Origin of the sequence: Streptomyces sp. NPDC006430 (genome assembly GCF_040612395.1) — a bacterium.
GTDB lineage: Bacteria > Actinomycetota > Actinomycetes > Streptomycetales > Streptomycetaceae > Streptomyces.
Map to the genome: position 1 here is coordinate 1 of NZ_JBEXQA010000022.1, position 12,935 is coordinate 12,935.

Sequence of the window (12,935 nt, forward strand, 5' to 3'; positions counted from 1 at the left end):
GGGGCGCCCCCCCCCGGCCCCCCCGCCGGGGGGGGCCCCCGCCCGCGTCCCGGGCCCGCCCGCCACGTCGGCCCCCGCCGCCCAACACGGACCCGCCGGACCCCGGCCCCCGGCCGGAACGGGCACACCGTTCCCGTCCGGCTCCGGAGCCGGACGGGCGGTACCGGGTGCGGGCGCCCCGGCGTCGCCCGCCGCAGTCGGTTCCGCAGCCCCGCACGGGTATCCGGGCGGGGCCGGCGCCCCTGCGGAGCGCGGCGTCCGCGTGGCGGCCCGGGCGGCCACGCGCGGCGGGCTGCCCGACGCACCGGGACCCGGACGGGACGCCCTGGGCACCGGCCCCCGGGGGTCCGGCGGCCGGGGCGGTCCGAGCGGCCCGGGCAGCAGCGGCCCCGCACCACTGGGGCGGTTCCTGGCCAAGGCCGCCGCCGTCACGGCCGGGCTGACCGCCGCCGGGGCGGTGTTCGGGCTGGTCCGGGACCAGACCATCGCGCACCTCTTCGGGGCCGGGCACGACAGCGACGCCTTCCTGATCGCCTGGACCGTGCCCGAGATGGCCTCGACCCTGCTGATCGAGGACGCCATGGCCCTGCTGATGGTGCCCGCCTTCAGTCAAGCCCTGGCCCGGCGGGCGGCCATCCGGGCCGGGCTCACCCGCAGGGAGGCCCGCAGGCAGGACCCCGTACGGCTGCTCGTGGGGGCGACCCTGCCACGGCTGGCCGTGTTCCTGGCCGCCGTCGCCTCCCTGCTGATGGTCGCCGCGCCGCTGGTCGTCGCGGTGCTCGCGCCCGGACTGCCGGACCCGGCGCTGGCCGTCGAGTGCACCCGGCTGACCGCGCTGACCGTGCTGTCCTTCGGGATCGCCGGGTACTTCAGTGCCGCGCTGCGGGCACACCGGTCCTTCCTGTCCCCGGCCGCGATCTACGTCTCGTACAACGTCGGGATCATCGGGACGATGGTCGCCCTGCACGCCCTGTGGGGGGTACGGGCCGCCGCCGCCGGGGTCGCCGTCGGCGGGATGCTGATGGTCCTCGTCCAACTGCCCGCGTTCATCCGGGACGTGGGCTTCGGGCCGTCCCGGGCCAAGGGCGCCCCGCGCAGCCAGCGCGACCGGGACCGACCCACCCTGATCGCGTTCGGACTCATCGCCCCGGTGATCTTCTTCGCGGTGTTCCGGCAGTCGCAGGTCCTGGTCGAGAGGTTCCTCGCCGCGTCGCTGCCGCCCGGCGCCATTTCGCACCTGAACTACGCGCAGAAGGTCGCGCAGATGCCGATGGTGCTGTCCCTGATGATCTGCACCGTCACCTTCCCCGTCGTCGCCCAGGCCATGGCCGGCGGGGAGCGGGAGAAGGCCCGGCGGCGCGTCGAGCGCGACCTCGCGCTGGCCTCCCTCGCCGTCCTCATGGGCAGCGCCCTGGTCATCGGGTACGCACCCCAGATCATCGAAGTCCTCTTCGAACGCGGCGCGTTCACCCACCAGGACACGCTGGCCACCGCCTCCGTCATGCGGATCTACGGCCTCGGACTCCTCGGCCACTGCCTCGTCGGGGCGCTGTCCCGGCCCTTCTTCTCGACCGCCCGGCCCACCTGGTTCCCGGCGCTCGCGATGGGTGCCGGGCTCCTCGTCAACATCGTGGCCGGAGCCTTCGCCGTCCGCTGGTGGGGCACCTACGGCATCGCCGCCGCCAACGCGGCCGGCATCTCCACCACCGCCGCCCTGCTGCTCACCGGACTCGGTTCGCGGATCGTCGCCATCCAGGTCCGCCGGGTCGCGCTCAGCATCGGCCGGCTCGCCGTCGCCGCCGTCGCCGCCTGCGGCACCGGCTGGATCGCGGGGCCGATGATCCCCGACCCGCTGCTCAGCGCCGCCCTCGGCTGCCTGCTCGTCCCCGCCATGTTCGGTGCCACCGGCATGGCCATACGGGCCCTCGAAATCACCGCTGTGCCCGCCCAGATCGCCCAGCTGACCCAAAGGTTCCGTCATGTCCGCTGACATCCGCAAGGCGCCGGCCGCCGCCACGTCCCCCGCCCGCCGGACCGCCTCGCCGTGGGTCCTGATGTACCACTCGGTCGCCGAGTTCACCGACCCGGCCGAGGACCCGTACGGCATCACCGTCACCCCGGCCACCCTGGAGGCCCAGCTGCTGTGGCTGCGCTCCCGGGGCCTGCGGGGGGTGTCCGTCGGCGAGCTGCTGCGGGCCCGCGCGGCCGGGCGCGGCGCCGGGCTGGTCGGGCTCACCTTCGACGACGGCTACACGGACTACCTGACCCGGGCGCTGCCGCTGCTGCGCCGCTACGACTGCACCTCCACCCTGTTCGTGCTGCCCGGGCGGCTCGGCGTGGACAACGTGTGGGACCCGCTGGGCCCGCGCAAGTCGCTGCTCACCGCCGAGGGCATCCGCGAAGTCGCCGCCGCCGGCCAGGAGATCGGTTCGCACGGGCTGTTGCACCAGGACCTCACCGCGGCGGCCGACGACGTCCTCCAGCAGGAACTGCGGGGCAGCCGGGAGCTGATCCGGGAACTGACCGGCACCCTGCCCGAGGGGTTCTGCTACCCGTACGGGCACCTCGACGAGCGGGTCGTCGCCGCGACGCGGGCCGCCGAGTACGGGTACGCCTGCGCCATCGACCCCGGACGCCTCGCGGGCCCGCACGCCCTGCCGCGTACGCACATCAGCCAGGCGGACGGGGCCGGGCGGCTGCGGATCAAGCAGCTGCGGCACCGGGTGCATGAGCTGCGGCGGGCGGTGCGCCGGTGAAGGCCGTGCGGGCGCTGCACATCATCACGGGACTCGGCGTAGGCGGGGCCGAGCAGCAACTGAGGCTGCTGCTACGGCACATGCCGATGCACTGCGACGTGCTGACGCTGAGCAACCCGGGGCCGGTGGCCGAGGGGCTGCGGGCCGACGGGGTCCGGGTGGTGCACCTGGGGATGCAGGGCAACCGGGACCTGGGTGCGCTGCCGAAGCTGGTGCGGTTCATCCGACGCGGGAAGTACGACCTCGTGCACACGCACCTGTACCGGGCCTGCGTGTACGGGCGGCTCGCGGCCCGCCTCGCCGGGGTCGGGGCGACCGTGGCCACCGAGCACTCCCTCGGCGAGGACGAGATCGAGGGCCGCCCGCTGACCCGCGGGGTACGGGCCCTGTACCTGGCCAGTGAACGGCTGGGCGCGGCGACCGTGGCGGTGTCGGACACCGTGGCGGAGCGGCTGGAGGGCTGGGGGGTGCCGGCCGCCCGCGTGCACGTCGTACCGAACGGGATCGAGGCCGCGCGCTTCCGTTTCGACGAGGGGGTGCGCAGGGCCACCCGGGCCCGGACCGGGCTACCGGAGCGGGCGTTCGTCATCGGCGGGGTCGGGCGGCTGGTTCCGGGCAAGCGGTTCGACTCGCTGGTCCGGGCGGTGGCGGCGCTACCGGGTGCGCACCTGCTGCTGGCCGGGGACGGACCGGAACGGCCGGTGCTGCGGCGGCTGGCCGTGGAGCTGGGCGCGCAGAGCCGGATCCACCTGCTGGGCGAACGGGACCCGTTGGGCGACGGCACGGACGGGGGGACGCCCGGGATTCCGGCGCTGCTGGCCGCGATGGACGTCTTCGTGTCGCCGTCGCGCGAGGAGGCGTTCGGGCTGGCCGTGGTAGAGGCCCTGGCCGCGGGGCTGCCCGTCCTGCACGTCACCTGTCCGGCGATCGACGACCTGCCGGCGGCGCAGGCGCCGGGGGCCCGGCGGATCGGAACCGGAACGGAGGAGTTGATCGCGGCCCTGCGCGGACACATGGAGGCCGGAGCGCGTCGGTTGCCACCACCACCGGTGGTCCGCCGCTACGACATCGCGCGCAGCGCCGACCAACTGCTGGGCGTGTACCGCCTCGCCCTGTCCCGGAACCCCCCGGACACCGCCCCGGAGGCCGCTCCGGACGGGTCGGCGGTCGTCGGTGGGAGCGGGATGCCGGCGGCCGGGGCAGTGTCCGGGCCCGGCAGCCGCGGGGGCGTCGGAGCGCCGGGGGCGGTGCAGGCTGCCGATCCCGCCCGGCCCGGACCCGGGCGCGCGGGCGGGAAGAGCGGCTGATCTGTACGTCAGTACGGGCCCGGTCCGGGCCCGAAGGTAACCCTTTCACCCAGGAAGTGAGCACGCACATGGCCGACACCACTGATCAGAAGAAGACCGACCGCAGTCGTCGCAAGGGCCGGCTGCTGCCGCCCGCATGGTGGCTGCTGCCCGCCGGCGCCCTGCTCGGGCTGGCCGCGGGCGGGGCGTACGGGGTGCTCAAGACGCCCGAGTACGCGGCCACCAGCTACGTCGTAGCCGTCCCAGACGAAACCACCGAGCCGGCCACCGCACTCGGCTTCGCGCAGGCGTACGCGCGCATCGCCACCAGCAGCTCCACCCTCGCGTACGCCCAGCCGCGCGCGGGGATCAGCGCCCGCCAGCTCCGTACCCGGGTGCGCGCCGAGACCTCCCCCGAGTCCCCGATGATCGCGATCACCGGCACGTCCAAGCGCCCCGCCGAGGCCGCGGCCATCGCCAACGCCGTGGCCGACGCGTTGTCGCTGAGCAGCAATCAGGCCGCCAAGAACACCGGCGTCCAACTGCTGCTCTTCAACCAGGCCGTCGCCCCGACCGAGCCCGCCTCGCCGTCGGCCACCATCAGCGGGGCCGTCGGGCTGTGTGCCGGTGGGTTGTTGGGCGGGCTGTGGCTGCTCGCCCGGCCCGGCCGCGGCCGGCGATTCGAGGAGCAGCCCGTCGTCGAGGAGTACGCCTCCCTGCCCGCCCAGGGTGAGCACACCGACACCAAGGAGAAGGAGTCCGTGCGATGACTACGGGCTCCACCGGGGCCCTGTCGGTGACGCTGTGCCGCGATCCCCGGCAGTTCGCCGCGTTGGAAGAGCCGTGGAACCGGCTCTTCCGGGCCTGCCCCACCGCGACGCCCTTCCAGAGCCACGCCTGGCTGCATTCCTGGTGGCTCTCCTACGGTCGGGAGGGGAGGCTGCGCCTCGTACTGGTGCGGCGCGGTGAGGAGCTCGTCGGCGTGGCAGCGCTGATGCTGGTCCACCGGCCGCTGCCGCTCCTGGTGCCCCTCGGTGGCGGCATCACCGACCACTTCGACGTCCTGGTGGCCGCCGAGTACGTTGACCGGGTCGTCCCGGCGCTGGCCCGCGGCCTGCACCGGGCCGCCCGCAGCGCGGTCGTCGACCTGCGCGAGGTGCGGCCCGGAGCGGCTGCCGAGGTGCTGTACGAGGAGTGGCCGGGGGTGCGCAGCAAGCTCACCGACTCCACCTGCATGGAGCTGCCCGCGCTGCCGTTCGACGAGCTGGTCAAACGGATGCCGGCCTCCGGAGCCCAGCGGGTGCGGGCCAAACTGCGCAAGACCGATGCCGCAGGGATCGAGGAGCACGAGGTCACCGAGCACGAAGTGCCCGATGCCGTACGCACGCTGCTGCGGCTCCACGAGAAGCAGTGGCGCGGGCGCGGGGTGACGCCGGAGCACCTCAAGCCCCGCTTCGCCGAGCACCTGACCCGTGCCACCCGGCGGATGGTGCGGGTCGGCGAGGGCCGGCTGACCGAGTTCCGGCTGGACGGGAAGGTGGTGGCGGCCAACGTCACGCTGCTGTCCGGTGCGCTGAGCGGCGGCTACCTGTACGGCGCCGACCCGGACCTGCGGGCGCGGAAGGTGGACGTGGCGACGCTGCTGCTCCGCTACGAGGCGGGCCGCGCCCTGGCGGAGGGCCGCCCGGTGGTGAGCTTCCTGCGCGGCAACGAGCCGTACAAGAACCACTGGCGGCCCGAGACGGTCGTCAACCGGCGCCTCATGATGGCGAGGACGGCGCTCGCGCCCCTGCTCCACCTGCACGCATCACAGGTGGCGGGGCGCGAGCGGGCGGTGGGCGCGCTGCGCGAGTCCCTGCCGGCCGCCAGGGGCTGGCGCGCCCGGCTCAACGAACTGCGCGTCCGGTGACGGGGACGGGTCTACCAGGGCCAGAAGTCGGAGTCCTTGCCCCAGTCCATCGTGATGCAGAAGGCCTGCTTGCCGACCAGCTTGGAGAGCCACTCGCCGAAGTTCATCGGCACGCACCACTGCCTGCTGTTCGTGGGCGGCTCGGGCAGCTGGGGCGGCTGGGGCGGCTCGGGCGGCTGGGGCGGCTCGGGCAGCTGGGGCGGCTCGGGCGGCTCGGGCTTCGGCACGATCAGGCTCGGCACCGGGCTCGGGGCCTGCGGCTTCGGGACCGGGACCGGGACCGGGACCTGCGAGCTCGGGCTCACCGAGACCGCCGGCGCCGGCACCGCCTGGGAGGGCACGGGTGCGGGCACGGAGACCTCGGGCTTCGGGGTCTGCGGCTTCGGGGTCTGCGGCTTCGGGACGACCGGGGTCGGGATCACGGGCGTCGGGACGACCGGGGTCGGGATCACGGGCGTCGGCAGCACGGGCGTCGGGATCACCGGTCCCGGCCGCTCGGGCGTGAGCGCCGCGCGGAAGGCCTTCGCGGACTGCGGGTTCTGCTTGCACTGCCACACGCCGTGCGGGCAGTAGTCGGTGATGGTGTGGTAGAGCGGCCTGTGCTGCTCGATCCACTTCAGCATGCGTCGTACGTACTCGGGATTGTCCCCGCGCCGGAACAGTCCCCACTCCGGGTACGAGATCTGCTTTCCGTGTGCTCTCGCGAAGTCGACTTGTTCCTGGAGCCCGTACGGCTGGGTGATCTGGTCGTCGAAGGTCCGTCCGGGAGCCTGGTCGTACGAATCCATGCCGATGATGTCGACGACGTCGTCGCCCGGGTAACACTTGGTCCAACCGATCGCGTCGGTACCGCGGTTGGGCGCGAAATCGAACTTGAACCGTTGGCCCGGCACGGAGCGCATCGCGTTGACGGCGCGCTTCCAGTACGCCTTCCAGTTCTCCGGGTCCGGCCCGCAGCGGTGGGTGTACGTGACGCCGTTCATCTCCCAGCCGAGCACGATCACGGTGTCCGGGACGCCCAGTCCCACCAGCCGCTGCGCGAGTTTCTTGAAGTGCTGGTCGAAGTCGCCCGCAGCGCCGGCCCTGATCAGCTGGGCCACCTCGCGGTCGGGGACGCGGCCCTCGTTGCGCTCCTGCATGGGCACGTTGAGGACGAACATCCGGTTCGCCCCACCCCGGCGCCACTTGGCCCAGTCGTCAAGGAAGCTGACGTTGCCCTCGATGCCGGCCCACTGGTCGCCGGGGAGATAGGTGTGCCCGACCCGAATCTCCTTGCCGCCGAGCCAGTTCGACAGGAACGGGATCCGGGCGACACCGGGCGGACCGTAGTCGAGATAGGCACCCATGGCGATGTCAGAACTCTTGGGCGAGTCGTCCTCGGGTGCTGCGAGGGCGGCTCCGGTGGCGAGCAGACCGGCCGCGACGGTGCCGATGCAGGTGCTCGCCACTCGGCGACGTGGTCTGGACATGGCATCTCCCCAGCTTTCCTGAACCGGTGTGCTTGTCCATGACGTTAGGCATCACATCCGATGAACGGCCTGCCCGGAGACAGCCTCTGTAGGCCATTCGCAGTTGCGTATTCACCCCGCTTGGTCCGACTAGGTGAAAGACATCGTTCCCATGCACGCGTTCGCCAGCCATGTGCCCGCTGTTGTGCTCAGACTTGATCGGAATCCGTTCCACCACGGAACCCTCGGCGCCGTCAGATCCCTTGGGCGCAGGGGCGTGGAGGTCCATGCCGTCGTCGAGGCCGGGGGAGGTCCCATAAGGCGTTCGCGCTACCTGCACGCCGTGCACACCGGGCCGTCCGGGGGTCTGGACCCCGAGGCTCCGGAAACGCTGCTGGAGTGCCTCGTCGGGGTGTCGGAGCGGATCGGCCGGCCGGCGGTGCTCGTCACGATGGACGACCTGAGCGCGATCGCGGTGGCCCGGATCGCGCCGATGCTCGACGGGCGGTTCCGCATCCCTCACCAGCCCGACGGACTGCCCTCCCGGGTGGCGGACAAGGCCGAACTGTCCGGGCTGTGCGCGCGCTGGGGCATCCCGCACCCGGAGACCGTGATCCCGGCGAACGGGGCCGAGGCAGCGGAGGCCGCGTGGCGCCTGGGTCTGCCGGTGGTCGCCAAATGGAGCCGGCCCTGGCTGCTTCCCGCGGGCGGCGAACTGCGCAGCACCACGCTCGTGCACACGGCCGCCGAGACGCACCGGCTCTACGAGCGCTCCGCGGAAGCCGGGAGCCGGCTGCTGTTGCAGCGGTTCCTGCCGGCCGGGAAGGACACGGACTGGTTCTTCCACGGAGCCTTCGCCCGGGACGGACGTCCGCTGCTCGTGGGCTCGGGCCGCAAGGAGCTGTCGTGGCCGGTACGGACGGGGCTCACGGCTGTCGGGCGCTGGCTGCCGGATCCGGCGGTGGAGGAGGCGGGACTGCACCTCGCCGAACGACTGGGCTACCAGGGCATCCTCGACCTGGACTTCCGCCGCGACGAGAACGGGTGCTTCCGGCTGGTGGACTTCAACCCCCGGCCCGGCGCGCAGTTCCGGCTGTTCACCGACGCCGCCGGACTGGATGTGATTCAGGCGATGTACCTGGACCTGACGGGGCAACGGGTCCCGGAGCCCTCGGGCGGCCCGGGCCGGGTGTTCGTGGTGGAGAACTACGCCCTCCTGGCGGCGGCCCGAAGCCGCCGGCTCCCCGGGCGGGCCCCGAGCCGCCCGCCCGCGGCGGCCACCCCGACGGGGCGGCCTCAGGGCCGCGTCCCGGGCCCCGCGGGATCGACCGACCGGCGGGCGGAGCGCGTTTCGGTCCCGGAGCCCACTGCCGGCTCGGCCAGGCGGGACCGTACCGGAGGCGGTAGGTCCGGACCGGTACGGGCGGCGCCGAGGGAGGAGCGGGGGAGGGTGGAGGCGGCCTGGTTCGCCGCCGACGACCTCGTGCCGTTCCTGGCGATGCTCGCCGCGTTCCTGGGCCGGGGTGCGGGGAAGGGCGTGCGCGCCCTGCGCGGCGTACCGGCGCACGGACGGCGCACGGCGCGTGCGGTGGTACGCGCCCCTCGCCAGCGCGCACGGGACATGACCCCGTCGGCGCCTGCCGAACCGGACGAGCTGGTGACCCGGTGACCCCCCGTCACCCGCAGGGGTCCGCCGCCCCGCGGGATCTGCTGCGTACTGCTGGAGGCCGGGGCACAGGTGGTGGGTCCATGAGACTGGAGGGACAGCGGTGACGCGGATGGACGATCTCGTCGTGGTCGGCGCCGGGCCGTACGGGCTGTCGATCGCCGCGCATGCGGTCGCGGCCGGGCTCGGCGTACGGGTGCTGGGGCGGCCCATGGCCTCGTGGCGGGACCACATGCCCGAGGGCATGTACCTGAAATCGGAGCCCTGGTCCTCCAACCTGTCCGCGCCCGACGGCCAGCACACCCTCGCCGCGTACTGCGCCACCCGCGGACTGACGGCCGAGCACAGCCACCCGCTCCCGATCGACACCTTCAGCTCGTACGGCATGTGGTTCGCCCGGCACGCCGTGCCCGAGGTGGAGGAGGTGACCGTCACCGAGGTCACCCCGCAGGGCGACGGCTTCCTGGTCCGCACCGCCGAGGGGCCGCCGCTGCTCGCCCGGACGGTCGCGCTCGCCGTCGGGGTGATGCCCTTCGTCCACCATCCCGAGGCCCTGCGCGACCTGCCGCCCGGGCACTGCTCGCACAGCAGCGACCACCGTGACCTGGCACGCTTCGCCGGCCGCGAGGTCGCCGTGATCGGGGCCGGGCAGGCAGCCCTGGAGATCGCCGCCCTGCTCGCCGAGAACGGGGCCCGGCCGTGTCTGGTGGCCCGGCGGTCGCGGCTGAACTGGAACACCGTGCCCCAGCCCCTGGAGCGCCCGTTCCTGCGTGCCCTGCGCGACCCGCACAGCGGCCTCGGCACCGGCTGGCGCAGCTGGGTGTGGTCGGAGCTGCCCTGGGCCGTCCACAGGCTGCCCGCACCGACCCGGGAGCGGATCGCGGCCACCGCGCTGGGTCCCGCCGGGGCCTGGTGGCTACGGGACCGCTTCGAGCGGAACGTCCCGGTCCTGCTGGAGCACCGGCTGCACCAGGCCGTGCCGGACGGCGCGCGGACCCGGCTCGGGCTGACCACGGCGGGCGGGGAGTCCGTTGTCCTGGACGTCGCGCACGTCATCGCGGCCACCGGGTTCGCCCCGCAGCTGGGGCGGCTCGATCTGCTGGACGCCCGGCTGCGCGCGGCCCTGGACACCGTCGGGCACAGCGGCGCGCCGGAGCTGAGCCCCGGATTCGAGTCCTCCTGGCCCGGGCTGTTCTTCGCGGGGCTGCTGACGGCTCCCTCATTCGGCCCTTCCATGCGATTCGTACACGGTGCGGGGTTCACGGCGGGGAGACTGGTCAGAGGAGTCCAAAAGCGCCTCGGCGCCCGGGGTCTGCTGCCGGGCTCGACCGGTGCCGTCCGGCCCGCCCGGGCCGGTGCCGGACATCCGAAGACGTCTCTGCGGTGAGGTGAGAGGGGTCCGCGATGAGTGCGGAGCAGCGAGCACAGGGCCGTGGCTGGGTACGCATTCCCGCCAGCCGGGCGGAGCAGCCCGCCACGGCCAGGGCCGCCGCGCCCGACGCTCCCGCGCCCGACGCTCCCGCGCCCGACGCTCCTGCGTACGCCCCTCCTCCGTACGCCTCTCGTGCGTACGCCCCTCCCGAGTCCGTGACCCCCGACCAGTCGATGATCTATCTCTCCCTCGTCAAGCGCTGGAGGGAGGCCGGGCGCACCCTTCCGGGGCATCCTGACGAGGAATGGGAGCGGCTGATCTCCCAGCCGTGCTGGCCCGGCCGTTAGGTGGTGTGTCGCTTGGCAGCGGCGGAGCGCAACAGATCCGAGCAGGGCCACCAGGACCCCGGTGCCGGCACCGGTCCCGGGGAGCGGCTCGCCCTGAACGGCATGGGCAGCTTCGAGTGGGAGCTGGGCTCCGGCACGTTCGAGCTGGACGAGGCCGGGCTCGCGGTTTTCGACCTGGAGCCGGAGGAGTTCGACCGCACCCCGGAGGGACTGGGGCTGCGGATCCTACCCAAGGACGGCGTGCTGCTGGCGGATTCCGTACAGAACGCGCTGGACAGCGGCGGGGAGACCTGCGGGTCGTACTTCACGGTCCAGCGGCGCGACGGCGTCGACCAGTGGACGCACGCCCAGGGCCGGATCCTGCGGGACCCCGACGGGCAGCCCCGGCGGATCGTCGGGATCGTACGGAACGCGACGGCCGAACTCGCCCACGCCACCGTGCTGCGGAAGCTGGAGTCGGCGCGCGCCCAGCAGGCCACGATCGTGCAGCGCACCACCGAGGCACTGTCGCGGGCGGTGACGGTAGACGATGTCACCGCCACGCTGACCGGCCCGGGAGCCCTGGAGCGGCTGGGCGCGGACGGCCTGGCCCTGGGGCTGGTTGAGAACGGCGCCGTCAAGATCATTGCGTTGAGCGGGGAGTCACTGGAGATCCTCAACGAGCGCCAGTTCACCCGGCTGGACAGCTCGCTGCCCCTCTCACAGGCGGTGGTCACGCGCAAGGCGCGTTTCGCCACCTCCCTCACCGAACTGGCCAACGAGTTTCCGCTGCTCGCGGAGTACCTGAACCGGATCCGGTTCGACGCGGCCGCCTACCTGCCGCTGATCGCGCAGGCCCAGGCCATCGGCGGCCTCGTGCTGTTCTACCGGCGCCGCAGCGAGTTCAGCCCGGAGGAGCGCAACCTGTGCCTGGGCCTGGCCGGCATCGTGGCGCAGTCCCTCCAACGGGCGCTCCTCTTCGATCAGGAGCGCGAGTTCGCCACGGGCCTCCAGGCCTCGATGCTCCCGCGCCGCATTCCGGAGATCTCCGGCGGGGAGATCGCGGTGCGCTACCACTCCGCGTGGAGCGGTCGCGAGGTCGGCGGGGACTGGTACGACGTGATCGCTCTGCCCCGCGACCGGGTCGGCATCGTCGTGGGCGACGTCCAGGGCCATGACACGCACGCCGCGGCGATCATGGGCCAGCTGCGCATCGCGCTGCGGGCGTACGCGGGAGAGGGCCATCCGCCGTCCACCGTGCTGGCCCGGGCCTCACGGTTCCTGGCCGAGCTCGACACCGAACGCTTCGCCACGTGCATGTACGCCCAGGTGGACCTGGAGACCGGAGGCGTACGGGCGGTCCGCGCAGGACATCTCGGCCCGCTCATCCGACACACGGACGGGCGTACGGGCTGGCCCAAGGTTCGCGGCGGACTGCCGCTCGGGCTGGCTTCGGTCTTCGAGCAGGAGGACTTCCCCGAGACCAGGCTCGACCTGGTTCCCGGGGAGACGCTGGTGCTGTGCACGGACGGCCTGGTGGAAGAGCCCGGGACGGCCATCACCCAGGGCATGGACGCCCTCGCCCACGCCGTGCGCAGCGGCCCGCAGGAGGCCGGGGCGCTCGCCGACCACCTCTCGGACCGGCTCTGGGAGCGCTGGGGCTCCGGCGACGACGTGGCCCTGCTGGTGCTGCGCCGGGCCCCGGACCCGGGCACCCACCGGGCTCCGCGGATCCACCAGTACATCCACCAGGCGGACCCGGAAGGCCTCTCGGAGGCCCGTTACGCCCTGCGTCAGGCCCTGCGCGACTGGGGCATGCCGGAACTCGCGGACGACGTGGAACTGGCCGCCGGGGAACTGCTGGTCAACGCCCTGCTGCACACGGACGGCGGGGCGGTGCTGACCATGGAGGTGCTGCCGGAGCCGGTGCGGCGGATCCGGCTGTGGGTGAAGGACCGCTCCAGTGTCTGGCCGCGCCGGCGCACCCCGGGAGAGGCCGCGACCACCGGGCGGGGGCTGCTGTTGGTGGACGCGCTGGCCTCGCACTGGGGCGTCGAGTCCCGCGGTGACGGCAAGGCTGTGTGGTGCGAGTTCGACGCCGCGCGCAGCCCCCGGAGCGCATGGTGACCGGACGCTCACGTCGAGTGGTGGGAGGCGGGGAGTGGAGTGATG

General features: G+C 73.6%; 10 protein-coding genes. 9 read left to right on the forward strand and 1 reads right to left on the reverse strand.

Annotated elements, in window-relative coordinates:
• Positions 1–262: 262 nt before the first annotated feature.
• The 5 genes from ABZZ20_RS26020 to ABZZ20_RS26040 all read left to right on the forward strand — a co-directional run bounded on the left by ABZZ20_RS26020 (position 263) and on the right by ABZZ20_RS26040 (position 5,951).
• Complete coding sequence (locus ABZZ20_RS26020) at positions 263–1,990, forward strand: lipid II flippase MurJ (protein ID WP_356873514.1); 1,728 nt, start codon at positions 263–265, stop codon at positions 1,988–1,990.
• A 64-nt stretch (positions 1,991–2,054) separates the two neighbouring features.
• Positions 2,055–2,756 carry a polysaccharide deacetylase family protein gene (locus ABZZ20_RS26025; protein ID WP_356873687.1) on the forward strand — a complete coding sequence of 234 codons (702 nt, stop codon included), beginning with the start codon at positions 2,055–2,057 and terminating at the stop codon, positions 2,754–2,756.
• Between the two features lie 5 nt (positions 2,757–2,761).
• Positions 2,762–4,063, forward strand: coding sequence for a glycosyltransferase (locus ABZZ20_RS26030; RefSeq protein ID WP_356873689.1), 1,302 nt, complete (start codon positions 2,762–2,764; stop codon positions 4,061–4,063).
• Between the two features lie 68 nt (positions 4,064–4,131).
• A complete protein-coding gene (locus tag ABZZ20_RS26035) occupies positions 4,132–4,812 on the forward strand; it encodes a lipopolysaccharide biosynthesis protein (protein ID WP_356873516.1) in 681 nt (226 codons plus the stop codon).
• Positions 4,809–5,951 carry a GNAT family N-acetyltransferase gene (locus ABZZ20_RS26040; protein WP_356873518.1) on the forward strand — a complete coding sequence of 381 codons (1,143 nt, stop codon included), beginning with the start codon at positions 4,809–4,811 and terminating at the stop codon, positions 5,949–5,951. Before ABZZ20_RS26035 ends, ABZZ20_RS26040 begins: the two co-directional genes overlap by 4 nt.
• Before the next feature lie 11 nt (positions 5,952–5,962).
• Here ABZZ20_RS26040 and ABZZ20_RS26045 read toward each other — a convergent pair whose 3' ends face one another.
• Positions 5,963–7,420, reverse strand: a complete 1,458-nt coding sequence (locus ABZZ20_RS26045; protein WP_356873520.1) for a glycosyl hydrolase — start codon at positions 7,418–7,420, stop codon at positions 5,963–5,965.
• A 256-nt stretch (positions 7,421–7,676) separates the two neighbouring features.
• Here ABZZ20_RS26045 and ABZZ20_RS26050 point away from each other — a divergent pair, with 256 nt between their 5' ends.
• The 4 genes from ABZZ20_RS26050 to ABZZ20_RS26065 all read left to right on the forward strand — a co-directional run bounded on the left by ABZZ20_RS26050 (position 7,677) and on the right by ABZZ20_RS26065 (position 12,890).
• Positions 7,677–9,068, forward strand: a complete 1,392-nt coding sequence (locus ABZZ20_RS26050) for an ATP-grasp domain-containing protein (protein ID WP_356873522.1) — start codon at positions 7,677–7,679, stop codon at positions 9,066–9,068.
• A 109-nt stretch (positions 9,069–9,177) separates the two neighbouring features.
• Positions 9,178–10,452 carry an NAD(P)-binding domain-containing protein gene (locus ABZZ20_RS26055; RefSeq protein WP_356873524.1) on the forward strand — a complete coding sequence of 425 codons (1,275 nt, stop codon included), beginning with the start codon at positions 9,178–9,180 and terminating at the stop codon, positions 10,450–10,452.
• A 17-nt stretch (positions 10,453–10,469) separates the two neighbouring features.
• Positions 10,470–10,784, forward strand: coding sequence for a hypothetical protein (locus ABZZ20_RS26060; protein WP_356873526.1), 315 nt, complete (start codon positions 10,470–10,472; stop codon positions 10,782–10,784).
• A gap of 12 nt (positions 10,785–10,796) precedes the next feature.
• Entirely contained in the window at positions 10,797–12,890 is a 2,094-nt protein-coding gene (locus tag ABZZ20_RS26065) for a SpoIIE family protein phosphatase (RefSeq protein ID WP_356873528.1), read from the forward strand.
• The last annotated feature ends 45 nt before the right edge of the window (positions 12,891–12,935 follow it).